This window comes from Sodalis praecaptivus, assembly GCF_000517425.1.
Classification (GTDB): Bacteria; Pseudomonadota; Gammaproteobacteria; order Enterobacterales; family Enterobacteriaceae; genus Sodalis_A; species Sodalis_A praecaptivus.
Map to the genome: position 1 here is coordinate 1,618,327 of NZ_CP006569.1, position 26,444 is coordinate 1,644,770.

General features: G+C 55.6%; 19 protein-coding genes and 1 pseudogene. 9 read left to right on the forward strand and 11 right to left on the reverse strand.

The features are described from left to right. Nucleotides 1-79 precede the first annotated feature (79 nt). Nucleotides 80-931 (reverse strand): annotated as a pseudogene (gene ptrR, locus SANT_RS07185) (putrescine utilization regulator PtrR); the annotation flags it as partial. Between the two features lie 103 nt (nt 932-1,034). Here ptrR and SANT_RS07190 point away from each other — a divergent pair. The 5 genes from SANT_RS07190 to pmrB all read left to right on the forward strand — a co-directional run bounded on the left by SANT_RS07190 (nt 1,035) and on the right by pmrB (nt 6,259). Further along, nucleotides 1,035-2,159 carry a YbfB/YjiJ family MFS transporter gene (locus tag SANT_RS07190; RefSeq protein ID WP_038668350.1) on the forward strand — a complete coding sequence of 375 codons (1,125 nt, stop codon included), beginning with the start codon at nt 1,035-1,037 and terminating at the stop codon, nt 2,157-2,159. Between the two features lie 130 nt (nt 2,160-2,289). Continuing rightward, a complete protein-coding gene (folE, locus tag SANT_RS07195) occupies nt 2,290-2,955 on the forward strand; it encodes a GTP cyclohydrolase I FolE (protein ID WP_025421616.1) in 666 nt (221 codons plus the stop codon). 58 nt (nt 2,956-3,013) lie between these two features. After that, nucleotides 3,014-4,177: a DUF418 domain-containing protein YeiB gene (yeiB, locus tag SANT_RS07200; protein ID WP_025421617.1), complete on the forward strand. Its 1,164-nt coding sequence runs from the start codon at nt 3,014-3,016 to the stop codon at nt 4,175-4,177. Nucleotides 4,178-4,499: 322 nt separating this feature from the next. Next, the gene (pmrA, locus tag SANT_RS07205; protein ID WP_025421618.1) at nt 4,500-5,168 is read left to right on the forward strand and encodes a two-component system response regulator PmrA; all 669 of its coding nucleotides are present in this window, start codon (nt 4,500-4,502) and stop codon (nt 5,166-5,168) included. Continuing rightward, the gene (pmrB, locus tag SANT_RS07210; protein ID WP_025421619.1) at nt 5,165-6,259 is read left to right on the forward strand and encodes a two-component system sensor histidine kinase PmrB; all 1,095 of its coding nucleotides are present in this window, start codon (nt 5,165-5,167) and stop codon (nt 6,257-6,259) included. The genes pmrA and pmrB overlap by 4 nt, the downstream gene beginning before the upstream one ends. 395 nt (nt 6,260-6,654) lie before the next feature. On the opposite strand, the gene SANT_RS07220 is transcribed toward pmrB, so the two are convergent. Next, complete coding sequence (locus SANT_RS07220) at nt 6,655-7,539, reverse strand: glycosyltransferase family 2 protein (RefSeq protein WP_025421621.1); 885 nt, start codon at nt 7,537-7,539, stop codon at nt 6,655-6,657. A 194-nt stretch (nt 7,540-7,733) separates the two neighbouring features. Next, nucleotides 7,734-7,904: a hypothetical protein gene (locus SANT_RS24470; RefSeq protein ID WP_158500151.1), complete on the reverse strand. Its 171-nt coding sequence runs from the start codon at nt 7,902-7,904 to the stop codon at nt 7,734-7,736. A gap of 524 nt (nt 7,905-8,428) precedes the next feature. On the opposite strand from SANT_RS24470, the gene galS reads away from it, so the two are divergent. From galS to mglC, 4 genes are all read left to right on the forward strand, one after another. Continuing rightward, complete coding sequence (gene galS / locus SANT_RS07225) at nt 8,429-9,469, forward strand: HTH-type transcriptional regulator GalS (RefSeq protein WP_025421622.1); 1,041 nt, start codon at nt 8,429-8,431, stop codon at nt 9,467-9,469. Between the two features lie 237 nt (nt 9,470-9,706). Then, complete coding sequence (gene mglB / locus SANT_RS07230; RefSeq protein ID WP_025421623.1) at nt 9,707-10,705, forward strand: galactose/glucose ABC transporter substrate-binding protein MglB; 999 nt, start codon at nt 9,707-9,709, stop codon at nt 10,703-10,705. A gap of 64 nt (nt 10,706-10,769) precedes the next feature. After that, the gene (gene mglA / locus SANT_RS07235) at nt 10,770-12,290 is read left to right on the forward strand and encodes a galactose/methyl galactoside ABC transporter ATP-binding protein MglA (RefSeq protein WP_025421624.1); all 1,521 of its coding nucleotides are present in this window, start codon (nt 10,770-10,772) and stop codon (nt 12,288-12,290) included. A gap of 17 nt (nt 12,291-12,307) precedes the next feature. Then, on the forward strand, nt 12,308-13,318 hold the full coding sequence (gene mglC, locus SANT_RS07240; protein ID WP_025421625.1) for a galactose/methyl galactoside ABC transporter permease MglC: 1,011 nt from the start codon (nt 12,308-12,310) through the stop codon (nt 13,316-13,318). 223 nt (nt 13,319-13,541) lie between these two features. On the opposite strand, the gene sanA is transcribed toward mglC, so the two are convergent. The 8 genes from sanA to metG form a co-directional block, all read right to left on the reverse strand. Further along, on the reverse strand, nt 13,542-14,342 hold the full coding sequence (sanA, locus tag SANT_RS07245; RefSeq protein WP_025421626.1) for an outer membrane permeability protein SanA: 801 nt from the start codon (nt 14,340-14,342) through the stop codon (nt 13,542-13,544). A 152-nt stretch (nt 14,343-14,494) separates the two neighbouring features. Continuing rightward, on the reverse strand, nt 14,495-16,192 hold the full coding sequence (locus tag SANT_RS07250; RefSeq protein WP_025421627.1) for an NAD-dependent malic enzyme: 1,698 nt from the start codon (nt 16,190-16,192) through the stop codon (nt 14,495-14,497). A gap of 143 nt (nt 16,193-16,335) precedes the next feature. Further along, the gene (gene cdd, locus SANT_RS07255; RefSeq protein ID WP_025421628.1) at nt 16,336-17,265 is read right to left on the reverse strand and encodes a cytidine deaminase; all 930 of its coding nucleotides are present in this window, start codon (nt 17,263-17,265) and stop codon (nt 16,336-16,338) included. Nucleotides 17,266-17,348: 83 nt separating this feature from the next. Further along, a complete protein-coding gene (locus SANT_RS07260) occupies nt 17,349-18,044 on the reverse strand; it encodes a CidB/LrgB family autolysis modulator (RefSeq protein WP_025421629.1) in 696 nt (231 codons plus the stop codon). Then, entirely contained in the window at nt 18,044-18,448 is a 405-nt protein-coding gene (locus SANT_RS07265) for a CidA/LrgA family protein (protein ID WP_025421630.1), read from the reverse strand. The genes SANT_RS07260 and SANT_RS07265 overlap by 1 nt, the downstream gene beginning before the upstream one ends. 241 nt (nt 18,449-18,689) lie before the next feature. After that, nucleotides 18,690-22,187 carry a hypothetical protein gene (locus SANT_RS07270; protein WP_025421631.1) on the reverse strand — a complete coding sequence of 1,166 codons (3,498 nt, stop codon included), beginning with the start codon at nt 22,185-22,187 and terminating at the stop codon, nt 18,690-18,692. Between the two features lie 706 nt (nt 22,188-22,893). Further along, the gene (locus tag SANT_RS07275; RefSeq protein ID WP_025421632.1) at nt 22,894-24,105 is read right to left on the reverse strand and encodes an MFS transporter; all 1,212 of its coding nucleotides are present in this window, start codon (nt 24,103-24,105) and stop codon (nt 22,894-22,896) included. 196 nt (nt 24,106-24,301) lie between these two features. Continuing rightward, nucleotides 24,302-26,341 carry a methionine--tRNA ligase gene (gene metG, locus SANT_RS07280; protein WP_025421633.1) on the reverse strand — a complete coding sequence of 680 codons (2,040 nt, stop codon included), beginning with the start codon at nt 26,339-26,341 and terminating at the stop codon, nt 24,302-24,304. Nucleotides 26,342-26,444 lie beyond the last annotated feature (103 nt).

Genomic DNA, 26,444 nt, shown 5'->3' on the forward strand with positions numbered 1-26,444 from the left:
CGCGGCCGCTAGCGGGCGGCGGCACGGGAAAAGACGGCGACGGCGCTGCGTCAGCGTCGTCGGTGGTGGCATCGTGCCATTCGATGATAAGCTGTTTTAATGCCTCCACGTTGGGCCCGAAAGCGTCGCGACGCCAAATGAGCCAGGTCGCGGCGTCGGCGATGTGGCGCGGCAGAGGGTGTACTTTGACTCGCTCGCGGCCGGGCAATTGTTCCAGCACCGACAAGGGCAGCAGCGCTACCCCGGCGCCGCTGGCCACGCAGGCCTGCATCGCATGATAGGATTGAATTTCCATCACCGCGCCGGGATTGACGCCATCAGCGTAAAACCAGCTTTCCAATTTTTGCCGATATGAGCAACTGTGGCGGAACGCAAACACCGTCTGACCGGCGATGTCCCTGGCGGAGGCGATGTCGTCTTGATCCGGGCTTGAGATCAACCCCAGCGTTTCGCGAAAGCTGACGCAACCGTGGATATCGTCATACTCCACCGGGCCGTCAACCAGCGCCGCCGCCAGCGTACCGGCGCGCACTCCGGCGACAATCTCGCCGGAGGTGCCGGTAATCAGCGACAAGGAGACCTGGGGAAACCGTTGGTGGTACGCGGCCAGCAACCCCGGCAGCCGGGTGGCGGCGGTGCTCTCCATCGACCCCAGCGGGAAGCGCCCGCCCGGTTCGCCCGCTCGGCTCATCGCGATGGCCTCCTCGCTTAACGCCAGGATACGGGTGGCGTAGCACAGGAAATTATGCCCCATCGGCGACAGCCGCAGCCGCTGTTTCTCGCGGATAAACAGATCGGTGCCCAGTTCGTCTTCCAACTGACGCAGCCGGGTGGTCAAGTTGGAGGGGACCCGGTGAAGCTGCTCGGCGGCACGGGCCAGGGAACCGGTTTCAGCGACGCTGCAAAACATTTTCAGTTGGGTAAGGTCCATATCTTCTCATTTCGTCATCAACTTGGTCTGAATTATTCATTTTCCGTGATTGTAGCGATCGGGCATTCTTTTGGCAACAACAATGGGTAGTCACGGAGTTAAGATGGCCATAAAGGTGGCATTAAGCGGTTTTCTGGCGTTGCTAGTGGCCATGGGGATAGGGCGTTTTGCTTTCACGCCGCAGGTGCCGCTCATGATAGCGGACGGTCAGCTTACCCTGACCAGCGCGGCGCTGGTGGCGGCCTTCAATTATCTTGGGTATTTGCTGGGGGCCTTTGATGCAATGCGTGCCCGGCGCGGTTTGGAAAAACGGCTGTGGTTCGGGGTCTGGGGGGCGGTAGCCTTGACGGTGTTGTCCGCCTGCGCGCATCAGCTCTGGAGCCATGCCGCGCTGCGGCTTATCATCGGTTGGGCCAGCGGTTGGGCGATGGTGCTGGTGGCGGCCTGGACCAACGATCAACTGCTGCGCCTGCGCCGTCCGGCGTTAAGCGCGGCGGTGTTTGCCGGGCCCGGCGCGGGTATTTTTGTCAGCGGCATGCTGGCGATGTTGCTGCACTATTGTCGCGTGGACGCGGCGACCGCCTGGCTCGTCTACGGCGCCGTCGCCGCGGTGCTTATCGCTATCATTAGCCGTAATTTACCCCGAAGCGGCACGCTGGTGCATCCTACCCAAGCGGTAAGCTTGCCGACGCTGAGCCTGCCGTTAAAAAAACTGGTATGGAGCTATTCTCTGGCGGGCTTCGGCTATATCCTGCCCGCCACCTTCCTATCGCAGATGGCGGCGCAGCGCTTTCCCGGCAGCGCCTTTGGCCAATGGGTATGGCCGGTATTTGGCGCCGCCAGCGTTGCCGGCATCGTACTCGGTATCCTCACCCGCCACCGTTTGTCCGCCGGCCGCCGCCTGGCGCTGACGCTGTGGGCGCAGGGTCTCGGGGTTTTGCTGATGATTAGCTTGCCCGGTATCGGTAGCCTGATTGTCGGTGCGCTGCTGACCGGCGGCGGCTTTCTCAGCGTCGTGCAACTCACGCTCGAATGTAGCCGCCGACAGGCGCCGGACCACCTGCGCTACATGGCGGGTCTGCTGACCTGCGGCTATGCCTTAGGGCAACTGGCGGGCCCCGTGCTGTCCGCGGTGTCCACCTGGCTGACCGGGCGCCTTGAACCGGCGCTGCTGGCCTCGATGCTGGCGCTGGCCGTTGCCGGCATATTGGCGTGGCGCCAACCATAGCAGGCTAAGTTGTCCCGATTCAGCTATCATGAAACACATTCACTGGATTATCCCCGCGCACTCCACTAGAGTGTTGCCCATTCTGCGGTTAACCCCGCGGGAGCGAATCGCCTGCTGGAGAAGAATGAATATGGTAACGCTGACAAAAGAGGCCTCGCAGGTACGCGAAGCTTTACTGGCCCGAGGACTCGAAACACCGCTGCGGGGCGAGGTGCTGGACAACGAAGTGCGCAAACGTCTTATCGCCGAGCATATGACGGAAATTATGACGCTGCTTAACCTCGACTTGACCGATGACAGCCTGGCGGAAACGCCGCATCGCATCGCCAAGATGTACGTAGAAGAGGTGTTCGCCGGCCTGGATTACGCCAATTTCCCCAAAATCACGGTCATCGAAAACAAGATGAAAGTGGATGAAATGGTCACGGTGCGTGATATTACGCTGACCAGCACCTGTGAACATCACTTTGTGATTATCGACGGCAAAGCGACGGTCTCGTATATTCCCAAACACTGCGTCATTGGGCTGTCGAAAATCAATCGTATCGTGCAGTTCTTTGCCCAACGGCCGCAGGTGCAGGAGCGGCTGACGCAGCAGATCCTGCTGGCGCTGCAAACGCTGCTCGGCACCAATAACGTGGCGGTCTCCATTGATGCCGTGCATTATTGCGTCAAAGCGCGGGGGATCCGCGACGCCACCAGCACCACCACTACCACATCGCTGGGCGGACTGTTTAAATCCAGTCAAAATACCCGCCAGGAATTTTTGCGTGCTGTCACGCATCATAACGGTTAATCTGTTGTTAACCCTCAATTGCGGCGTCGCTGGCGCCGTCTGACAGAAGAGATTAGCCATGCGGCAGCGCATCGCGATGTTGGATTGCGCGCGCGGGATTGCCATTTTGGGCATCCTGCTGATGAACATCACCGCCTTTGGACTGCCGAAAGCGGCTTACCTCAATCCCGCCTATGCCGGCAGCATTACCCGCAGCGAAGCCTGGACCTGGGCCGTGCTGGATATGGTGGCGCAGGTGAAATTCCTCACCTTGTTCGCCCTTTTGTTTGGCGGTGGGCTGGTGCTGTTGTTACCGCGCGGAACGCGCTGGATCCGCGCACGGCTGTTCTGGTTAATGGGTTTTGGTCTCCTTCACGCCATCTTCTTTTGGGATGGCGATATTCTGCTGGATTACGGCCTGGTGGGCCTGCTGTGTTTGGGGCTGATTCGCCAGGCGCCCAGCGATCGCAATGTGATCGCCACCGGTATCGTGTTGTATCTATTAGGGGTCGTGTTACTACTGGTTTTTCAGCTGTTGCTGGGCTCTCAGCCTCCCGGCCGCTTCTGGCTGCCCGATATTGCCAACCGCGTCTATGAACATTATTGGCAAACCGTCGGCGGCCCGGAAGCCTGGCGTGAGCGGGTCAACCTGCTGCACGGCAGTCTGCTGGCGATGGCGTCGCAATATGGCTGGCAGCTGGCCGGCGCAATGTTGATTGGCGCGGGGCTCATGCGTAACGGTTGGCTGGCCGGCCGTCGTGCGCCGGCGCATTACCGACGAATGGCGCTGTGGCTTATCCCCACGGGCCTGATTATTAACCTGCCGGCGGTGGTGGCCCAGTGGCAACTGGGTTGGGATTATCGCTGGTGCGGCTTTCTATTGCAGATGCCGCGGGAAATGAGTGCACCGTTTCAGGCGTTAGGCTATGTCGCCCTGCTGTATGGATTCTGGCCGCGATTGGCCGATAAAACGGTGATCCGTCTCCTGAGCAATGTCGGAAGAATGGCGTTGACCAATTATCTGCTGCAAACCCTCCTCTGTACGCTATTGTTTAATCAGTTGGGGCTCTTCATGGCCTATGACCGGCTGCAATTGATGATGTTTGTGCCGGCGGTTTGGCTGGTGAATATGGCGGTATCCGCCCTGTGGTTGAGGCATTTTCGTCAGGGGCCCATGGAGAGCGTATGGCGCCATTTAACGCGGTTGACCGGCGGCGCGCCGCAGCCGAACGTGTCGTCCTGAGCGCGTGTTACCGTGCGCTGTCGACACCCCGGCGCGGCGCGAATGCTCCGGCCGCCGTGGGGCATGTCGCGGCAGCCGTCCGCGCCATCGTCCCCTGACGTTTTACCGAAGAATGCGCTTGCCGCCCGCTTTCGCGGCCAGGCTACCGGTTCGGTTGAACATGCCGGTCAAAATGCGGTCTATTACCCTCATCGACCCGCTATAACCGTGGCGACCCGGCGTGTTTCGTCACGCGCTGGCCTGCGCCGGTTAGCCGGTCGATGACACGGGCACCCGCAGGGGTGCCGAACGGATGACCTCTTGGTTACTGGGATCGCGGGTAATGAAAATTTTAGTGATTGAGGACGATAAACTCCTGCGGGAAGGGTTGCGGCAGGCGCTGGAGCAGGAGCGTTTCGCCTGTGAGTGCGCCACCGACTTGCGTCAAAGCGAGTCGCTATTGGGCGCCACGTCATATAGCTTGATTATTCTCGATTTAGGTTTGCCGGACGGCGATGGGATGACCCTGCTGGAAAAACTTCGCCGGCGGGGGAACGACGTGCCGGTATTGATACTGACCGCGCGCGACGCGATTGATGAGCGGGTACGCGGCCTGGATTTTGGCGCAGATGACTATCTCATCAAACCTTTTGCGTTAAGTGAATTGCTGGCTCGCGCCCGGGCCATTATTCGCCGCCATCAGGGCGTAAGTTCTAACGTTATCCGGGTCGACACGCTTTCGCTGGACTTAACCAACCATGATGTCACCGTTGACGGCAAATCGGTGAGTCTGACCCCGAAAGAGTTCGCGATCCTGTCCCGACTGATGCTGCGGGCAGGGCAACATATTCATCGTGAAATTTTGCACCAGGATTTGTACCGTTGGGATGATGATCCCTCCTCCAACTCGCTTGAAGTGCATATTCACCATCTGCGACAGAAAATTGGCCGTGATCGTATCCGTACGATGCGCGGTTTTGGTTATCTGCTCACCACCGCGGGTAAACCATGAGCGGCCCGCTTATTCGTACCGGCCGTTTTTATAGCCTGCGCTGGCGGCTTATTATTGTCCTCGGCGCAATTATGCTGGTCTGCCAGCTCATAAGCGTGTTGTGGTTATGGCATGAAAGCAAAGAGCAAATTGATCTGCTGGTTGATAAAACGCTCGCGGAAGCCGTGCGCAATCAACACGTCAATACCGAAATACATGAGGCGATCGCCTCTTTGAGCGTGCCGTCTTTGTTGATGATCCTGGTGACGCTGTTTTTTTGCTTCCAGGCGGTGAAATGGATCACCCGACCGCTATCGCAGCTGCAAACGCATCTGCAAAACCGCAGCGCTGAAGACTTTCAACCGCTGCCGGAGTCCGGGGATATCAACGAGGTGCTCGCCGTCACCCGCGCTTTGAATCACCTGTTGGCGCGCCTGAATACCACTTTGCAGCAAGACAGGCAATTTACCGCCGACGTGGCGCATGAACTCCGCACCCCGCTGGCGGGAATTCGACTGCATCTGGAACTGCATGAGAAGCGGCATCAGATTGATTGCCAGCCGCTGATTGAGCGGGTGGACAATATGGCGTTCACCGTGGAACAGCTGCTGATGCTGGCCCGTATCCGACATGACTTCTCATCGGGACAATATCAAGCGGTGCGGCTGGTGGCAGATGTGGTGCTGCCCCAGCAAGGGGAGTTGGAAGAGATGGCGGCGGCGCGCGGACAACGGCTGGATTGGCAACTGCCGGCGGTGGATCCGGTGATTCAGGGCAATGCGGTGCTGTTGCGTCTGTTGTTGCGCAATTTGGTGGAAAATGCCCATCGCTACTGTCCGGACGGGAGCACCATTACGGTCATCCTGCATCAGGAGAATACCTCGTCGGGGCGTCGCTGTATTTTGCAGGTGATGGATGAGGGGCCCGGTATTGACGAGGCGCGGGCAGGGGAGTTAACCCAACAATTCGTTAGAATGGACCAGCGTTATAACGGCATTGGCCTGGGGCTGAGTATTGTTACCCGTATCGCGCAATTACATCTTGGCCGCTTCAGCCTGGGAAATCGTCAAGATAGGCGGGGTACCCTGGCACGGCTCGAGCTTGACGGCTGATACAGCCCGCTATCAGTACACCCCCGTCAGGGGTGTTACCCGCCTGGGGCGGTGGGGCCAACGCGATGCTGATACCGGCAATCGTCGTTAGGCTGTCCTGCATAGCCATTTCGGCAGACAGGTGCCGGCCACGCAGCGAACCAGTAAAAACGTGGCTGAAAGCGCGTGCATTGACAGCCAAGAAGAAGTACGGCCAAATGCGCATAGGTCAATTGGCCAGGAAAAGTTTGGCCGTGGTGGTGCGCTTTTCGGCCAAGGAAAAGCTTGGCCGTGGTGGTGGGCTTTTCGGCCAGTGAAAGTTTGGCCGTGGTGGTGTGCTTTTCGGCCAAAGAAACCTTTGGCCTAATGTGCGTGCGGATATTGGCCAGGAATCAGCTTGGCCGTGTTGTTGGGCTTTATCGGCCCAGAATCAGCTTGACCGTATTGCGAATACTCTGTTGCAGAGGCGGGCGAATGGGATCAAGCAATGCTGAATTGACCACATAGTCCTGCTTACCGTCATCAAACAGCAATTTGCTGGAATCCACCACGCGATTTTCCCATTTCTGGTGAGTTTGTACCTGGCCTTGCTCGCGACTGATTCGCTTCGAGCTGTCAATGCGCTGTTCCCAATCCGCGCGAATTTCATGGCGGAATTGATTGTTGGCCGCTTTGGCGGTACGCAAATCTAGACGATGCTGGATCTGCTCAGGATAGCGATATTGGAAATGTTTTAACCGTATATGATGAGGCCAGATGAGGTTGGGGAACTTGCCGACCGGCCATAGGCTGTCTTCTTTCCACTCGCGGTTTCTATGCTTAACGAACCGCGCCTCGGAACTGTTACAGGCGAAAAATTTAAGTGCATCGATCGACGCACCATCACGATAGCGTTCCGGATGGAGCTGATATTCCTCAACATCTTTCTCGGTGAAATAATATTGAAAACTGGCACATTGAACAATATCGTATTGCTTGCCGACCTTGGCGAGAAATTCGCGCGGATCATCAATATAGAATTCATCAGAGTCCAGCCGGCACCACCAATCGCCATCCTGCGCCTGTTCACGAAATTGATTATAGGCGCGCGATCGTAGCCCGTCGGTAAATTCATCGGTGATCTGGCCGTAGACTTCCACTTTCTCCCAATGGCGGAATTTCTGATCGATAAGCTCCCAGGTTCCATCCGTGCTGGCATGATCAATCAGAAAAATTTTATCGACCCAGGGCAGCGCGGCGAGTAGCGCTCTTTCCAGGACGTCGATTTCATCTTTCACCATACAAATTGCGAATATTTTCATTTATATTTACACCAGTTGGCCGGACCGCTAAACAAGCCTAATCAGCACTAAGTCCGTTTCAAAGTAAAATCAATGAGTTGCAGTCAATAAATCCATTAAAAATTTCAGTATCCATTACGTTTCGTTATTGCTGGACCAAGTTTGGTATTGCGCATCACGCTACAGACTTTGTTACGACGCAATACGCATGTCGTTCATTGAAAATTATCACTTTTTGAGTATAACTTTTTGTCTTCAGGCACAACAGACGCGACCGGCAAAATCAGATTTTTCTTTGGCTTAGGTGTCAAGCAGAGCATGGGGGCATCGATAGCGGTGGCGTGATATTTTGGATTTCCCGCTGCACGGCGAAACTGGCCACGCATGATGGCGTGTGTCCTACATGACGCTCGGTCATGCTGACCCGCTTGAGATGAGGCGCGATATATCCCCGTGGCGGCGGCCTTTCCGCATCCGTTGCGCAATAGAGCCGTCGGTACACGCTTTCCGCATTTGGCGCGGAATACAACCCTGCGCGCGGACAATCGCAAGCCAACGCGCTATATCCGCAAAAGGGCTTTTCTTGTTGTCGCGCGATATACCCGCCTAGGTACTGCCTCTATCGGCCGGGCGTCATCGGCAATGCCCTGCGCTATCCCCTCCCAGCGCTCCACTTTAGCAATCAAGGGATAGGGTAATCAAAGGGAAATAGTTACAACATACTGTAACGTTTCATTTTTATCTTCTTTCTCCTGCTTGAAGCGGTCAGATAGCTGGCTTTAGTGATGTAAGCGTTTTCGGTCCTGTGAGCTGATTCACGCTGCGTTTAATTTAAACCCGTTAGGATAGGTGTAGATGTTTCGTAATTGTTATCACAAGGAGTGAGAAACATGAGGGAAGAGCTGATTGTATGACAACTATTCGTGATGTGGCCCGCCTGGCGGGTGTGTCAGTGGCAACCGTTTCTCGGGTGTTAAATGACAGCGCGTCTGCCAGTAAGCAGGCGAGGGAGCGCGTTCTCTCAGCGGTATCCCAATTGGGCTACCGACCTAACGCCAATGCGCAGGCGCTGGCTAATCAGAGCAGCGATACCATCGGGGTGGTGGTCATGGACGTCTCCGACCCCTTCTTTGGCGCGTTGGTCAAAGCGGTGGATGATGTGGCGCAGCGGCACCGCAAAAACGTCCTGATCAGCAACAGCTATCATCAGGCGGATAAAGAGCGCCACGCCATTGAGGTTTTGATTCGCCAGCGCTGCAGCGCCCTGGTGGTGCATGCCAAAATGCTCAGCGACGAGGAACTTATCGCTTTTATGCAAAGCGAGCCGGGGATGGTATTGGTCAATCGTATCGTGCCCGGTTATGAGCACCGCTGCGTCGGTCTGGACAATGTGGCCGGCGCATTGATGGCGACGCGGATGCTGCTTAAGCAAGGGCACCGCAATATTGGCTATATCGGCTCTAATCATGATATCGAAGACCAGCACCAGCGGCGCCAGGGTTATCTGCTGGCGATGAATGAGGCGGGCATTAAGCCGCAGCAAAGCTGGCAGGTCAGGGTGGATCCTTATCTCCACGGCGGCGAACAGGCGATGGTGGAGCTCTTGGGTCGGAACCAGCAGCTAAGCGCGGTATTTGTCTATAACGACAGTATGGCGGTAGGGGCGCTGGCGACTCTGAAAGAAAACGGTATCACCGTACCGGCGCACTTTTCCGTCATCGGTTTTGACGACCTTCCCATGTCCCGCTACACCAGTCCGCATTTGACTACGGTGCGTTATCCCGTGTGCATGATGGCGGTAGCGGCGACAGAACTGGCGTTGAAAGGGACCGCCGGGCAACTTGATCAGAGCCAAACCCATCTCTATATGCCGACGCTGGTACGTCGCCATTCGGTGGCGCCGCGTCAAACTGTGACGGCGATCGCTGCTTCGTCACAAGATGAAATGTAACCGGTTTCAAAGTGTGAGAACATTCACATTATATTAACATCCCTCCCGATATGCTGTAGCCGTTCTCCCGTCAGACATGGATAAACGCGTCGTTCGGAATGACTCCGGGTGGCGCGACTGCAACGGTCCGTGATGCCGTCTGGCGGGGCTATCCGGCCTGGCCCCTTTATTTGCCATGACCTGAAAGCATTGTGAGAGACTCACTGAGTGCTACCCTACTGATATCCGGAGAGACCAATGAATAAGAAGGCATTTTCCCTTACCGCTCTGGCAGCCGGCCTGATGTTTTCCATGGCCGCGCAGGCCGCCAACGTCCGTATTGGCGTGACTATCTATAAGTATGACGATAACTTTATGTCGGTGGTACGCAAAGCGCTTGAAAAAGACGCCAAAGACAGTTCAGGCGTGACGCTCTTGATGAATGACTCCCAGAACGATCAGTCCAAACAGAACGACCAAATTGATGTGCTGATTGCCAAAGGGGTCAAAGCGTTGGCTGTCAACCTGGTGGATCCCGCGGCCGCGCCTGTCGTGATTCAGAAGGCGCGCGGCAATGACATTCCCGTGGTGTTCTACAACAAAGAGCCGAGCCGCAAAGATTTGGACAGCTACGACAAGGCCTACTATGTCGGCACCGATTCTAAAGAATCCGGCATTATTCAAGGTGAGCTGATCGCCAAACATTGGAAAGCCCACCCCGATTGGGATCTGAACAAAGACGGCGTCATCCAGTATGTCATGCTGAAAGGCGAACCGGGTCATCCGGATGCGGAGGCGCGCACAAGCTACGTCATCAAAACCCTGAACGATCAGGAAAAATTAAAGACTCAGCAGTTGCAGCTGGATACCGCCATGTGGGACACCGCCCAGGCGAAGGACAAAGTTGACGCTTGGCTCTCCGGGCCTAACGCCAACAAGATTGAAGTGGTGATTGCCAATAACGACGCCATGGCCATGGGCGCCGTAGAAGCCCTCAAAGCCCATAATAAGAGCAGTATCCCGGTATTTGGCGTAGACGGGCTGCCGGAAGCCCTGGCGCTGGTTAAATCGGGCGCGATGGCCGGTACCGTGCTTAACGACGCCGACAACCAGGCGAAAGCGACGTTCGATCTGGCGAAAAACTTGGCGGAAGGCAAAGGCGCCGCCGACGGCACTCAATGGAAGCTGGACAATAAAGTTGTCCGTATCCCTTATGTTGGCATCGATAAAGACAACTTGGCGCAATTTAAAAAATAAAACCTGATACCCCCGCCGACCCCGGCGGGGGAATGAAAATTGTCTATTTTGAGCTGGTGTAACTATGGCCGACATTACGACCGAACAGCATCGCGAATGGTTGCTGGAAATGAAAAATATCAGCAAATCATTTCCTGGCGTGAAGGCGTTGGATAACGTTAATCTCAATGTCCGTCCCCATTCTATTCATGCCCTGATGGGGGAAAATGGTGCGGGCAAATCGACGTTATTAAAATGCCTCTTCGGTATTTACAGCAAAGATGCGGGAAGCATCATTTTTCAGGGACAGGAAGTTAATTTCAAAAACTCGAAAGAAGCGCTGGAGCAAGGGGTTTCCATGGTGCATCAGGAGCTGAACCTGGTGCTGCAGCGTACCGTGATGGACAATATGTGGCTTGGTCGCTACCCCCGCAAAGGGCTATTCGTCGACCATAAGAAAATGTATCAGGACACCAAGACTATTTTTGAAGAGTTGGACATCGATATCGATCCACGTGATAAAGTCGCCACCCTGTCCGTGTCCCAGATGCAGATGATCGAGATAGCCAAGGCGTTTTCCTACGACGCTAAAATCGTCATTATGGACGAGCCCACCTCGTCGCTGACCGAAAAAGAAGTCAATCATCTCTTCAGTATCATTCGCAAATTGAAAGCGCGCGGCTGCGGGATTGTTTATATCTCTCATAAAATGGAAGAGATTTTTCAGCTGTGCGACGAAATCACCATTTTGCGCGATGGACAATGGATTGCTACTCAGCCGGTGGAAGGGCTGAGCATGGACCAAATTATTGCCATGATGGTAGGCCGTTCACTGAGCCAACGTTTCCCCGATCGTATTAGTGCGCCGGGAGAGGTGATGCTCGAAGTGCGCAACCTCACATCGTTGCGCCAGCCTTCGATCCGCGATATTTCGTTTGATCTGCACCAGGGCGAAATTCTCGGTATCGCCGGCCTGGTGGGCGCGCGGCGCACGGATATTGTCGAAACGTTATTCGGTATTCGTGAAAAGTCCGCCGGTACTATCCGTCTGCACGGCAAAACTATCAAAAATAACTGCGCCAACGAAGCTATCAGCCACGGTTTCGCGCTAGTGACCGAAGAGCGGCGCGCCACCGGCATTTATGCTTTCCTCGATGTCGGCTTCAATTCGCTCATTTCCAATATTCGCAGCTATAAGAACAAGATGGGCCTGCTGAATAATACCCGCATGAAGAGCGATATTCAGTGGGTCATCGATGCTATGCGGGTGAAAACGCCGGGGCACGGCACCCATATAGGGTCGCTTTCGGGCGGTAATCAGCAAAAAGTTATCATCGGCCGCTGGCTGCTCACACAGCCGGAAATTTTGATGCTGGACGAGCCTACCCGCGGCATCGATGTCGGGGCCAAATTCGAGATATATCAGCTGATGACCGAACTGGCGAAGCGGGGTAAAGGTATTATCATCATCTCTTCCGAGATGCCGGAACTTCTCGGCATTACCGATCGCATTCTGGTTATGAGCAACGGTCAAATGGCGGGGATCGTCAACACCAAAGAAACCTCGCAGAATGAAATTTTGCGTCTTGCTTCCCTGTATCTCTAATTTGTAAGGGTTTAACGATGAATGCGCTGAAAAAGAAAAGCATGCTCACCTATTTGAAAGAGGGCGGCATCTATGTGGTTTTGTTGGTGCTATTGGCCATTATTATTTTCCAGGATCCGACTTTTTTAAGCCTAATGAACCTAAGTAACATCCTGACCCAATCCTCGGTGCGGATTATCATTGCCCTCGGGGTGGCGGGATTGATTGTCACTCAGGGAACCGACCTGTCGGCGGGGCGTCAGGTCGGTTTGGCGGCGGTGGTGGCGGCGACCTTACTGCAATCCATGGATAATGTTAATAAAGTTTTCCCTGATATGCACAGCCTGCCCATTCCGGTGGTTATCTTGATTGTTTGCGCCATCGGCGCCGTTATCGGTTTGGTTAACGGTTTGGTTATCGCTTATTTGAACGTGACGCCGTTTATTACCACTTTAGGCACCATGATTATCGTTTATGGCATCAACTCGCTTTATTACGATGTGGTGGGCGCCTCGCCGATAGCCGGTTTTGAATCAAACTTCTCGAGTTTTGCACAAGGGTTTATTCGTTTCGGCGATTTTAAACTGTCGTATATCACCTTCTACGCGCTGATCGCCATTATCTTTGTTTGGATACTTTGGACCAAAACCCGTTTTGGTAAAAATATCTTCGCCATCGGCGGCAACCCGGAAGCGGCCAAGGTCTCCGGCGTCAATGTGCCGCTAAACCTGATTATGATTTATGCCCTGTCCGGGGTCTTCTACGCCTTCGGCGGTATGCTCGAGGCGGGGCGTATCGGCAGCGCCACCAATAACCTCGGTTTTATGTATGAACTGGATGCCATTGCGGCCTGCGTTGTCGGTGGCGTGTCCTTTGCCGGCGGGGTCGGTACGGTATTGGGGGTTGTCACCGGGGTTATTATCTTTACGGTCATCAACTATGGCCTGACCTATATCGGCGTGAATCCCTACTGGCAATATATTATCAAAGGCGCAATCATTATTTTCGCCGTTGCGCTCGATTCATTGAAATACGCGAAGAAAAAGTAGCCTCTGCCCTACGCCTGGCCCGCGCAATCGTGTGGGCCAGGCGAGGGCGAGTCCCGGTGCGCGGTAATGTGCGCCTGCGCCGGGGCCCGCGTTTTGCGCCATGATCCGCCTCCCGCGCCGCGTTCCACCTAGATCCAGTGCAAGCTTTGCGACATTGGCGGAAAACGCCGGGGCAACGCTCACGGCTCGCCCCCTTATACCGCTTTCACCGGCGTGACCGCTGCTACCGCGGGCCGCTTTCGCCCGCCTCTCCCGTCGCGTCAATAACCTGTCGTTTGGCCGTACCGGGGGGGGCCGGTTTATCGTCATGGGGCTGCTTTTGTTGCATTTCCAACAGTTGTTCCGGTGACACCGCCGGATAACCCTGTGCTCCCTGCGGAATGTCGTGACGGGCGGGAATGGGAATCAAGGGGCCAAGAAAACGCGGTTCCCGCTTCATGAGATACAGATCGGACAGCGCGCCGAGCCGAGCGCCAATTTCCCGGACCCGGACCGACAGCATGTTTTTCGGCGAAGGCACCGCATAACATTGCGCCTGTATGCCCATGTTCAGCGCGATAAACAGCGCCCGTTCACAGTGAAAGCGCTGGGTGATGATCGTGAAATCGTTGGTATCAAAAACTTTCCGTGTGCGGATAATCGAATCGAGCGTGCGAAAACCGGCAAAATCCAGCACGATATCGGCGGCGGGCATGCCCTGGGCTATCAGATCGCGGCGCATGGTAACCGGTTCATTGTAGCTTTGCAGTGCGTTATCGCCGCTTAGCAGCAGGTAACTTACTTTGCCGCTGTTGTAGGCGTTGAGCGCGCCCTGAATGCGATAGAGATAATACTGATTGATAACCCCGGTGCGGTAATACTTGGCGGTGCCCAGCACCACCCCTACCTGACGGTGCGGCAGGGCGGTCAGATCGTCATAAATAAAGGGCGCGGTTTTCCAACTGATCCAGCGGTCAAGGCCCACCGCCGCCAGTACCAGAACGCCTGCGATAATTAACAGGGTTAAAATCAGGCGTTTCAACATGCTATAGCCTTTGCCGGTTCCCGCGAAAGTGTCATGGCTCCAAGGCTACTTTACCTGCCAAGCTGAAGCAAGGTGTGCAAGGGGCAAGTCAGGCCAATGCCGCAAAATTGCCCGTTTACCGGCCGGGTTTCCCCGACCGGTTGATGGCGGGTTTAAAATGAGGTGCGGCGATAATCGCGATACTGCGGCTGCCAGAAGTTATGCTCGATGGCAAGAGAAAGCGTCTCCTCGGAGGTCACCAGCGCCACCCCGTGCACCTGCGCCGCCTTGGCGACCGCCATGGCAATGACCCGTGAGACCGCCTGGATGTCGTTGATATCCGGCAACAGCGCGCCGCCGTCACCGTTGGCCAGCGGCGAGCAATCCGCCAGCGCACGACTGGCCGCAATTAGCATGGTGTCCGTAATCTGGCTTGCGCCCGAGGCCAATACGCCCAACCCGATACCCGGGAAGATATAGGCGTTATTGCACTGGGCAATCGGGTAGGTTTTACTCTCAAGCTTCACCGGCGTAAAGGGGCTGCCGGTCGCGACCAGCGCCGCGCCGTCGGTCCAGCGTAAAATGTCTTCCGGCGTTGCTTCCACGCGCGATGTGGGATTAGATAGCGGCATCACAATGGGACGCTCGCAGTGTTGGTGCATCTCCCGGATAATCTCTTCGGTAAACAGCCCCGGCTGGCCGGAGACGCCGATCAATACCGTGGGTCTGGCGTTGCGTACCACATCTTGCAGCGAAATGGTGTCGCTCTCCAGCTGCCAATCGCTAATACTCTCACTGGATTGGACTAGGCGACTCTGAAAATCCAACAGATTCGCCAGTTTGTCGGTCAGCAGGCCAAAGCGATCGACCATCAGGACGCGGCCGCGGGCCTCGTCTTCACTGAGACCTTCGGTGCGCATTTCCGCGATAATCTGTTCGGCGATACCGCAACCGGCGGAGCCTGCGCCGAGAAACACCACCTTTTGATCGCGCAAGCGTTTACCCGCGGCGCGGCTGGCCGCCAGTAGACAGCCCAGCGTTACCGCGGCGGTACCCTGAATATCATCATTGAAGCAACACAATTCGCTGCGATAGCGGTTTAGCAACGGCGTCGCGTTTTTCTGGGCGAAATCTTCAAATTGCAGCAGCACATTCGGCCAGCGGCGCTTCACCGCCTGAATAAAGGCGTCGACGAAATCGTCATATTGTTCACCGGTAATGCGCGGATGGCGCCAGCCCATATACAACGGGTCGTTGAGTAGTTGCTGATTATTGGTGCCGGCATCCAGCACCACCGGCAGGGTATAGGCGGGGCTGATGCCGCCGCAGGCGGTATAAAGCGACAGTTTCCCGATGGGAATGCCCATGCCGCCGATCCCCTGATCCCCCAGACCTAAGATGCGTTCACCGTCGGTCACAACGATGACTTTGACATTTTGCTTGGTAGCGTTTTGCAGCATATCCTCAATTTTGTCGCGGTTATTATAGGAAATAAACACGCCACGCGCGCGACGATAAATATCGGAAAACCGCTCGCAGGCATCGCCGACGGTCGGGGTATAAATAATCGGCAGCATTTCGGCCAGGTGGGCCGCAAGCAACCGATAAAAAAGCGTTTCATTGGTATCTTGAATATTGCGCAGGTAAATGTGGCGATCGATATTGGTGCGGAAATCCTGGTATTGGCGCCAGGCGCGTTCCGCCTGCTCCTCAATGGTTTCCACCGTATCCGGCAGCAAACCCTGCAAATTGAAATTGTCACGCTCTTCCAGGGAAAAGGCGCTGCCTTTATTCAGCAGCGGGAATTCCAACAGAATGGGGCCGGCATGGGGGATATACAGGGGACGTTTGCTTTCGTATTCCAGTTCCATTTTCTTCACTCATCGTTACTGATAATGTTGGCTGTAGGAACAGCATAAGAGATCACGGCGGTGATTGTCCGGCCGGAGTTGTAATATATTTTTCACCCCGCGCCGACAAGCCCATCCGTTAGGGACTTACGACGCGCCTCGAATCAAAGAGAGATTGCTAAATGATGCACCTCGTGGCAGCCCAGCGCGGCAAGAGTAGCGGCGGTGGCCGGCCATTGGGTTATCGGCGCATTTTGCCGCTCGGCCAACACCGCCCGCGTTATCTGACGGCTATCGTCGCCGCTGGCGTTCATTAAGATTAAAGCGCTTTGCAGCGGCGGCAGGCTAGGATTAAAGGCGGCGTTTTCCGCATAACGTCCCGCATAGATGCGGCCATCCCGCGTCTGTAGCGCGACACCGCTATGGCTTTGGCTGTAGGGTGCATGGCTCTGGCTGGCCGCACTTAGGGCCGCGTTGACCAAAGGCGCGTTATCGGCGGGTGAGGCCGCTTGCAGCCCATGGTCTAACCATGTCACGGCGGCGAAATGATGGTCTATCTCATCGAGTAGCAGGCTTTGAATGGCGAGATCACGCGGACCGAACGCGTCGGGAAGATAACTCGCAAGCGTTGCGGCGGGGCGCTCGGGCAGACAAAGAATCAAATCGGTGCCGCTGTTCAACTCATTCATGAACTGCCGGCAATGGCCGCAGGGGGTATAATTGACCGTCACTGCCCGCAGACGTTTCTCACCCCGCAGCCAGGCGTGGGCGATGGCGCTTTGTTCCGCATGCACCGTTTGCTGCAGCGGCGCGGCGTGAAATTCCATATTGGCGCCGAAATACAGATTGCCGCTGATGCCGCGTGCGATAGCGCCCACATTAAAATGGGAAAGCGGGGTGACGGCACAGGCGGCAGCGAGCGGCAGCAGCGAGAAACATAATGCGTCTTCGTCAAGGTCGCAGACCTGTAGAAGATCCTTGACCTGACCGGCGCTCAGCCAGCCGGCGAAGTCGTTATGATCGAGCAACGGCGCCAGCGCATCCCGTAAAGGTGGGTCGATCGCGGTCAGCGCCGGAGCAAAACGAGCAATCATAGGGGGTCCCTGTTCTTTAAGCAGACGATCATTGTAAACAGGGATAACGCGATTAACTACGATCGATATCTTATCGTTAACAATTAACCGAATAATTTAAGTAATAATGGAAACACAAAGGGGGCGATAAGGGACGTAATAATGCCGCAGATAACTAATGCCAGCGAACTGAATGCCCCTTCTTGAAAATCCAGCTCGGCGCAGCGGGCGGTGCCCAAAGCGTGAGACGCGGTGCCCATTGCCAGCCCACGCGACGCCCGCGTAGAGATCCGCAGCAGCTTGAACACGCTGTGGCCGAAAACCGCCCCAAGAATCCCGACGAAAATGACGCACACCGCCGTCACGGCGGGAATGCCACCAATGGATTGAGACACCGCCATGGCGATGGGGGTGGTGACCGATTTCGGCAATATCGATGCGGCCATTTCAGGCGAAACCCCCATCCACAGCGCAATGGCGGCGCCGCTTATCATGGCGGTCAGGCTGCCTGCAAAGCAAATGCTGATAATGGATTTCCAGCGGGCGCGAATTTGGTGCAACTGCTCATACAACGGATACGCCAGCGCGACCACCGCCGGCTGGAGAAGATCGTTGAGCACCTTGCTGCCGGCGAAATAACGGTTATAGGGGATGCCGGTGGCCAGCAGTAGCGTAATAATCACCACCATGGAAACCAGCAGCGGATTTAGTAGCGGCATGCGCACCCGACCGGCAAGACGGCGGGAAGCGAAAAAGACTCCCAGCGTTAACGGCAGCGACCACCACATATTTTGCAGCATTAACGATCTCCAACATCCTGCGGCTGGCCGGCGATGGGGCGCTCGCGATGCACATAATGGGAGCTGAGCCCTACCACTACCATCACCATGAGGGTACTGACGGCGCAGGAGACGACGATCGCCCCCAACTGGGCGGCAAGCTGCTGATAATAATTCATCACCCCGACGCCGATAGGAACAAATAACAGCGCCATGTAGCGGATTAATACATAGCAGCCGGGTTTCAGCCACAGCGGCGGCACCAGCTGAAAAGAGAGCAACAGAAAAAGCAGCAACATTCCGATAATGCTGCCGGGAATGGCGATCGGCAGCAGCGCGGATAAGAAGATACCGGCGTATAAACAGAGATAAATAAGGATAAATGCCCGGACAAAGGCCCAAGCGTTAGTCAAAATCTTGCGCATAGTAGCCATCCTAACGATGATGCATTTATCATACAATTAAACCTTAACCTATGCCAGCCTTCAAGGACGGTCGGCTAAGGCGGCCAGCGTAGCGGCGGTTTACGCCGCCGCTATGGTGATGCTCGGCCCTGACACGACGCCAGGGTGACCCCCGTACTGACGACAAAGGTACCCAGGTTGAGACGGGAACGCCAGGGGGCTATCGCTTGATCTCTGCCGTCGGGAGTCAGCATCGGAGCCTTTAGCGGTTATCGTCGATGCAGTGGTGAGGTAAAACATACCAAGCCCGACCGACGACTTGACCCTCGCTATAGTCGCGTATCATCAACATTAACCAGTCCGCGCTCGTCATCAAAAGCGCGTCTTTCACCTCGGCGTGGCGTTGGATAAACGCATTGACCTCCTGCTCTAGGGGCGGAGCTAAGTGCATGTTCTCGGCGTAGTGAGACAAATTGCCTAACAGGCCGTCGTGGTATTGCATGGCAAGCGGGGCGAGGTTCGCGCCCGGGTCCGCGGAACAGATCTTCGGCACCGGGGATCCGATATCGTGGCGTATGGAGATAAAACGGTTAGTCGGTGAAGAAAGCAGGATAATTTGCTTGAGCAATTCATCATGTACCAGAAGTTGCCGTTTATTCGCATCGCGGCAGCCGGAGCAGTTTAAAAGATGGAATAGGGAATCCGTGATAACCACCAGGCCCTTAACGTAAGCATCCTGGGCCGCGTAAAATGGCGGCGTTTTTTTCAGCATGGTCGGCGTTAGCCGCGTGATATTCGCCCTACGTTTACCGTCCCCCGTACCCACCATGGCGACATTGGTATAATTTAACTTACTGATAATCTCAAGAAAGTCGATGGCGCGCTGCACCACGGCATTGAAGGACGCCACATTATGGGCGAGCGCGCTAACATCGGACTGCTTGAGAAACAGGTTTAGAAACGCCGCAACGGCGGTTTCGTTCGTCGCGATATGGTGTTGTAACTGGCGTAAATGGACTTTGATGCCCCCCAAATACAAACCGGTATACTTCCGCGCCTCGCTAAATTCATGCGGTGTGGCCGTTACGTCCTGCGGCGACAAGCGGCGTATCAACAGTTTGTCGTTTTCCTCGCCCAGCAAGGGTTCATAAAACCTCGCTTTCTGAATACGGGGTTCCCATGCCATGGCTTGAGCATTGAGCTGGGCTTGCTGCTGCTCTTGGCGATGGGCGGGGGTACGTCCCGCTATGCCCGCGATTTTTTCCAAATTGCTGGCCATATCGCCCCAATAGAAAAACCGCTTGCTGTCGCTTTTATTGTCCAGCTCGTCGTAATAGGTACGCGCGGTGCAGGCCGGTGTGGCGTCACTGGCGATGGTGCAGGCCATCTGCAATTGCTCGAGCGTCAAACCGCGGGTCACGCCCAGCCAAAATACCGGCGGCAACCGGGCGTCGGCATCAACGATCACCCATGCGCTTTCCCGGCGCGTTAACCCGACTATCGCGGCTGTGCGTGCCGCCAATACCGAGCGCAATCCGGATGACGCGTTATAAACCCGCGCCTTGTCGCCGAGGCGGTGAAACAGCACAACGCCCTGTATCACCTGCTCAGGGCAAAGTTCCTCTATCATGGCCCGGCTGGGACAATCGGCGGGCGTCCTACAGGCAAGCGGCACCTTGTGGAGGCAGGTCGTATTAGCGCCGGCGGGCGGCGAGCCTAAAGAGGGGGGGGCCGGGGTAGCACAATGGCCCAAGGATACCCTAACGTCATTGAGGCTGAACGGATACCGCCAGTCCCGCAGCAGAGCCTCCAACGCGTCGGGGGAAATGACCGGGCTCCCGCTGGTGCCATTGCTTTTGACATAGACCAAGGTCGGTAACACTTGGAGATAGACCAACAATGCGGCAAAGCGCAGATCGAAGTCGAGAGCATGGGGATTGCCGATAAGTTTGCGGTATATTTCATACTGGCTCAGGTTGTAGTACTCATTTAAATGACGTTGTTTTTTTTTGAGAACCGGCCGTAGTGCTTCTAACGCGGTATAGAGCCCTTCGGCGGAATGAAACAGCGCTCGTTCCATAAAAGCGTTACGGGGGTGTCGGGCGCTTTTTATAGTCAACAGCCATGAAAGCGGGTAGAAAAACAATGTTGAAAGCATAGAGGAGCGTTCAACATTGTCCTGGACCGTATTCTGTAGGTATACCTCCAATTCGCACTTCAACGTCTCCGGGATAATACGCCCTAATTCTTCCTGATAATTATCCCGAAGGTCAGATAGTTTCATCGCACCAAACGAATAATCCCACAAAATACTGTGCTGCGGGTCGTTATCTGCTGCCGTGGTTTCGATCACCTCCCCCCAATCACGGCGCATGGCGAGAGAGAGGTTGTGCAATTGAAGAAGATACTGCCTTATCTCGTACGTTGATGCGATGTCAGCGCTCTGAATCTCCCTGACTTCAATCATTAATTTCTGATAAAGGCTCTGCAAGAAACGGCTCAAAAGCAATGGGTCGTCTTTCATTTCTTTATCTTTGGCCAGCGCTTCCATCATGAGGGGGTGAAAAATGCGGTTGAAAAAATCCCGGGAAACGTAAGCGCCAATGAATTCCGCCAATAACGGAACTTTGTGCACTTCAACGATGCCGGTATAGGTGAGTTGTGCGCGGTACAGCGGGTAGTCAATCAATTGCTTACGGGTCCAAATACGCGCTGGCGCGGTAGTGGCATCGGCGGTAAATGATTGCAGCGCGGCGGGAGAGGGGGGCGCCAGCTTCCTGTCGTCAACGTCTGGCGGGGAGTTGTCGGTCTCGCTATGGCTTGAGGTAATGCCGCGTTCGGCGCGAACGCCCGCGGCGGATAAGGACATACCCGCCAGCAGCAGCATTTTTTGCGGCCAACTGCCGCAGGGTTGAATGACCATACCCACGGCCGCCGTTAGCAGCGTATTTATGGCGCTCGACGGGTGCACGTCGCCGTGCGGGAGGCGCTCTCCGGCGTCGGGGGCGCGCGTGAGAAGCGCTGTGCAGCCTGGCGTAAGCGCGACATCATCGCGGTTGCTGTCGCTGGGGAAACGGGCCGCCGGCAGGTCCCTTTTCGCCCACGCCTGCCGCTTGTGCGGCGGCGAGATGGGGCAATTTTCCCTTGGTGACGGCCACGGCCGCGACCCTCCCGGCGGCGCGTTTTCCGCCGTTGGCCTAGAAGCAGCGCGGGCGTTGCCCTTTGGAACGTGAGTCAGTTGCGCCCTATAGGGTTCGGCTTGCCAATTGATTTCCTTTGCGGGCAGGGCGATATTGCCCAGCAACGACCAATAAACCCGTGCTTTGGCGAAAAGCTGACTTACGCCGAGCGGTAATTGCAGCCAGGGACGCTCGGGCAGAGACGGCGTGGACGGTAAGTGCGAATCCAGCGCTACGACCAGACAGGCAAGTGCCAGAAAAGTCGGATCCAGATTCTCCTCGTGATGTTCCTCATCGAATAAGCGAGTTAACAAATTATCCCCCAAGGCGTCGGCCACGACGTATTTGAGATAACTGGCAAGTACCGCCAGCGGATTGTTGGTTGCACACCAGTGATTAGAGGTCAGCGCAAGCCCTTCCATTATCGCCACAGCGATATCACGACGCTCGGTGATGGAAACATATATCGCCTGCGCCAAAGAAATAATCTGCAGCGGTAAAATAACGCGGGTATTGGCCAAGGCCTGGAACAGTAAGTACGATTTCTGTAATCCGGCAAATTGCTTAAACAGATGAAGCAAACAGCGACGACCGTCTTCCGTCAGCGATACTCGCTCGTCCGCAAGGGGGGGCCGGGGTTGTTCGACGCGTAACGCGCCGGGGATGGACCTCTCTCCATGGCCGCAGCAAGCGGGAACCTCGCTCGGCGCGGACGAGGAAAAAAGACGGGGGAATAAAGTCGAAACCAAACACGCGGGTCGATAAGGAGTAATCATAATATCATCCTTGATTGAATGAATAACAATAACGACAATCGTTGTTGGTACGTTAAAAGCCTAACTACTTTATTAACCGGGTTAAAAGCGCAAAGAATGATAATTCAATTCTCGCCATGCTTTTGAGCGATAATGAATGCCAAATAAGGTCTTGGATTTAATCTGCGTTGCAGTGCGGGCTCAAACAAAATGATGAACGTGACGGCCAAAACTGTAAAGAGGCCGTCTGGATTAGGGGCGTGGGGTGGGAATAATTATGGAAGCTGTTAAGCCTATGATGACCCAGCTTCATCGTGCTCTAGGCGAATTCCCGTTCGGGCTGGCCGGATAGCGATAATGACCACGCGGGAGCAGTGTAATGACCCGCGCCGAGCGCGCGGCGGGGGGCCGAAGCGCTGCGGGCGGCGCCGACGCCGGCGCCGGTAGTGCCGCTCGGGAAAGCGGTCGTATCACTGACGCCAAACCTACTTGATATCTCAACGGCGATGCAGAGAATCTCACCGTCGCGCCCTCAGCCGGCGGCGCTGCGCTGCGCCAGACGATACCCCCGGTAAAACAGCCCCAGGCTTAACAGTGTCGCCAACATCATTACACCGAAGATGGTCACCGGCGGCGTATAGGTTAATAACAATCCGGTCAATAACGGGTTGACTGCGCCGCCCAGGCTACTTAAGTTTTGCATGCCATAATAACTGCCTTTGAGGTGCGGCGGGGCGATGAAATCGACAAACATGTATTCTACGGGAATAATAATAATTTCGCCCAAAGAAAATAGAGCAACGGCCAGCACCCAAAGCGGCAACATGCGCTGTGCGAAAATAATCCCCGCCAGGCCCAGCAGAAAAAAAACACTGCCGACGGTCAGCCATTTCATGAGCGCGCCGCGCGTGATGTGGCGGCTTACCAGATATTGCAATGTCACGACAATGGTCGCGTTGACCGGCAAAATGATCCCCACGACTTTATAGGCAAAGTCGGGATTGAAGGCCACCATCAGATATTGGGAAATACAGCTGGCGAACTGACTGCCCACCAGGCTGCCCAAGGTACCGCCCAGGGTAAACCAGATGAGCCGCCGATCCTGGCGTAAAATGGTCAGAGTTTGACGGAAATTAGGCGTCTGGCGCTCCGTGGGGGGCCGCTGGTCGTCACTATTCGCCGGCGGCGGCCCGAAGCCCGGCATCGCTTTTCCCAATAGCAATGTGGCCAACAGGCTCAATATGCCGGCCAACAAAAAGGGGGATAAGGGATGCGTGCTGGCCATGGCTACACTCAGCGGCGGTCCGATAGCCCAACCGACATTGACCAGCGTATAGTTAGCGGAGAACGCCTTAATGCGCTCGCTCACCGGCAGCCACTCCGCCAGCGTAGCCTTGAGGGTCAGGCTGAACAGCGAATAGGCAAAATTAATCATACCCATTAAAACGATAAGCAATATGACTGACGCGGTAAACGGTAATAAGAAAAAGCTGACCGCAAAGCTTGTCATGGCGCACAGAATCAGCCGCTGCTTATTGAAGCGATCCACCCAATAGCCGCCATAAAGGCTTAACACTATGGCCAGCATAAGACTCATCCCCAGCACCAGTCCCGTCTGGCCGGGCGTCATGCCGCGCTGCTGCGAGAGGAAAATGGCCAGAAACGGCAGCGTGAGTCCGCGTCCGACGGTTAATATTAGCGATGTAAGCAGAAGCGCTTTGATAAGCGGCGGAGATCCCTTCATGACAACACACATCCATGATTATTTTGCATCGGCATTCAGAATAACGACTTTCCGGTAAACTGAACAGCGGCGGGCAGGAATAAGATTTGGGAAATGAGCGCGCGCGGGACGGCGGTGGAAACGAGGGGAGATTGACTGAACGAAAATGCCCGAGCGGCGGCGAAAACCACCGCCGCCCGAGTTAGCGCGGCGCGCGTTATTTTACCGGCATGCCGGGCAGCGCCCCGGCATCCGGGCTGAGCAGGAAGATATCCTTGCCGCCGGGGCCGGCGGCCATCACCATGCCTTCCGATACGCCAAAGCGCATCTTACGCGGCGCCAGATTGGCTACCATTATCGTCAGGCGCCCTTCCAGCGCTTGAGGATCGGGGTAAGCGGCGCGGATACCGGAGAACACCTGACGGCTTGAACCGCCGAGATCAAGCGTGAGCTTCAGCAGCTTATCGGAACCTTCCACGTGCTCGGCGCGCTTAATCAGCGCTACGCGCATATCCACTTTGGCGAAATCATCAAACGCAATTGTGGCGGCGATGGGGGGCTCGGTTTGCGCGATTTTCGGCTCTGCCGCCGGCGCGCCGGCCGCCGCCGCTTCCTGGCGCGATGCCTCGACAACGGCCTCCACTTGCGCCGGTTCGATTCGGCTAAACAGCGCCTTGAACGGACTGATGCGGTGGGACACCAGCGGTGTGGGCACCGCATCCCAGCTGAGCGGTGAAGCGAGGAACGCTTCCGCCCGCGCCGCCAGCGAGGGGAGTACCGGTTTCAAATAAGTCATCAGCACTCGAAACAGTTGGATCCCCATCGAACAGATAGCCTGCAGATCTGCCTCACGGCCCTCCTGTTTCGCCACTACCCAGGGTGCTTGTTCGTCTACATAGCGATTAGCCAGATCCGCCAGCGCCATGATTTCGCGAATGGCGCGGCTGGTTTCACGGCTGTTGAATGCTTCGCCAATCGACGTCGCGGCATTGACAAAGGTGGCATACAGCGCCGGATCGGCTACCGTGGCCGCCAACTGACCATCAAAACGTTTATTGATAAAGCCGGCGTTACGTGAGGCCAGGTTGACCACTTTATTCACAATGTCGGCGTTGACCCGCTGAATAAAGTCTTCCAGATTCAGGTCGATATCATCGATGCGCGACGACAATTTGGCGGCATAGTAATAACGCAGGCAGTCCGCATCCAGGTGCGCCAGATAGGTGCTGGCCTTGATAAACGTGCCGCGGGATTTAGACATCTTGGCGCCGTTGACGGTGACATAGCCGTGGACAAATAAATTGGTCGGCTTGCGGAACTGACTGCCTTCCAGCATGGCCGGCCAGAACAGGCTGTGAAAATAGACAATGTCCTTGCCGATGAAATGGTAAAGATCGGTTTGGGAATTGACCTCCCAGAACTCGTCAAAGCGAAGGTCGCTACGCTTTTGGCAAAGATTTTTGAATGCGCCCATATAGCCGATGGGCGCATCCAGCCAGACATAAAAATATTTGCCGGGCGCGTCCGGGACTTCAAAGCCAAAATAGGGCGCGTCGCGGGAAATGTCCCACTGTTGCAATCCTGACTCGAACCACTCCTGCATCTTATTGGCCACCTGCTCTTGCAGCGCGCCGGAGCGTGTCCAGGCGCGCAGCATGTCGCTAAAGGCGGGCAAATCGAAGAAAAAGTGTTCCGATTCCCGCATCACCGGCGTTGCGCCCGACACCGCCGATTTTGGATTGATGAGATCCGTCGGGTTGTAGGTGGCGCCGCAAACCTCGCAATTGTCGCCGTACTGATCGGGCGAATGGCATTTGGGACAACTGCCTTTCACAAAACGATCGGGCAGGAACATGGCTTTTTCGGGATCGAACAACTGAGAAATGGTCCGCGACTTAATATAACCGTTTTCTTTCAGCCGCTGATAAATCAGCGTCGACAATTGGCGATTCTCCTCGCTATGGGTCGAATGGTAGTTGTCATAGCTGATGCCAAAGCCGGCAAAATCCGTCTGATGCTCCAGATTCATTTCGTTAATCATCTCTTCCGGCGCCATACCCAATTGCTGCGCCTTAAGCATGATCGGCGTGCCGTGAGCGTCATCGGCACAGATAAAATAAACCTGATGGCCGCGCATTCGCTGATAACGGACCCAGATATCCGCCTGTATATGCTCAAGCATATGGCCGAGATGGATAGAACCGTTAGCGTACGGTAACGCACAGGTTACCAATATTTTTTTCGCGACTTGAGTCATGGTAGGAGTTGGCTTTCGTTAAGTGTCATAAGGGCAGTCGATGGTAACCGATAGCGATACCTCACGTAAACAAGAGGCATGCGCGCCCGCCGCCGGCGAACTT

Excerpts from the sequence above, each read along its gene's own strand:
- SANT_RS07190 (WP_038668350.1), top strand. The coding sequence starts at position 1,035 with ATGGCCATAAAGGTGGCATTAAGCGGTTTTCTGGCGTTGCTAGTGGCC.
- folE (WP_025421616.1), top strand. The coding sequence starts at position 2,290 with ATGGTAACGCTGACAAAAGAGGCCTCGCAGGTACGCGAAGCTTTACTG.
- yeiB (WP_025421617.1), top strand. The coding sequence starts at position 3,014 with ATGCGGCAGCGCATCGCGATGTTGGATTGCGCGCGCGGGATTGCCATT.
- pmrA (WP_025421618.1), top strand. The coding sequence starts at position 4,500 with ATGAAAATTTTAGTGATTGAGGACGATAAACTCCTGCGGGAAGGGTTG.
- pmrB (WP_025421619.1), top strand. The coding sequence starts at position 5,165 with ATGAGCGGCCCGCTTATTCGTACCGGCCGTTTTTATAGCCTGCGCTGG.
- SANT_RS07220 (WP_025421621.1), bottom strand. The coding sequence starts at position 7,539 with ATGAAAATATTCGCAATTTGTATGGTGAAAGATGAAATCGACGTCCTG.
- SANT_RS24470 (WP_158500151.1), bottom strand. The coding sequence starts at position 7,904 with ATGCGTGGCCAGTTTCGCCGTGCAGCGGGAAATCCAAAATATCACGCC.
- galS (WP_025421622.1), top strand. The coding sequence starts at position 8,429 with ATGACAACTATTCGTGATGTGGCCCGCCTGGCGGGTGTGTCAGTGGCA.
- mglB (WP_025421623.1), top strand. The coding sequence starts at position 9,707 with ATGAATAAGAAGGCATTTTCCCTTACCGCTCTGGCAGCCGGCCTGATG.
- mglA (WP_025421624.1), top strand. The coding sequence starts at position 10,770 with ATGGCCGACATTACGACCGAACAGCATCGCGAATGGTTGCTGGAAATG.
- mglC (WP_025421625.1), top strand. The coding sequence starts at position 12,308 with ATGAATGCGCTGAAAAAGAAAAGCATGCTCACCTATTTGAAAGAGGGC.
- sanA (WP_025421626.1), bottom strand. The coding sequence starts at position 14,342 with ATGTTGAAACGCCTGATTTTAACCCTGTTAATTATCGCAGGCGTTCTG.
- SANT_RS07250 (WP_025421627.1), bottom strand. The coding sequence starts at position 16,192 with ATGGAACTGGAATACGAAAGCAAACGTCCCCTGTATATCCCCCATGCC.
- cdd (WP_025421628.1), bottom strand. The coding sequence starts at position 17,265 with ATGATTGCTCGTTTTGCTCCGGCGCTGACCGCGATCGACCCACCTTTA.
- SANT_RS07260 (WP_025421629.1), bottom strand. The coding sequence starts at position 18,044 with ATGCTGCAAAATATGTGGTGGTCGCTGCCGTTAACGCTGGGAGTCTTT.
- SANT_RS07265 (WP_025421630.1), bottom strand. The coding sequence starts at position 18,448 with ATGCGCAAGATTTTGACTAACGCTTGGGCCTTTGTCCGGGCATTTATC.
- SANT_RS07275 (WP_025421632.1), bottom strand. The coding sequence starts at position 24,105 with ATGAAGGGATCTCCGCCGCTTATCAAAGCGCTTCTGCTTACATCGCTA.
- metG (WP_025421633.1), bottom strand. The coding sequence starts at position 26,341 with ATGACTCAAGTCGCGAAAAAAATATTGGTAACCTGTGCGTTACCGTAC.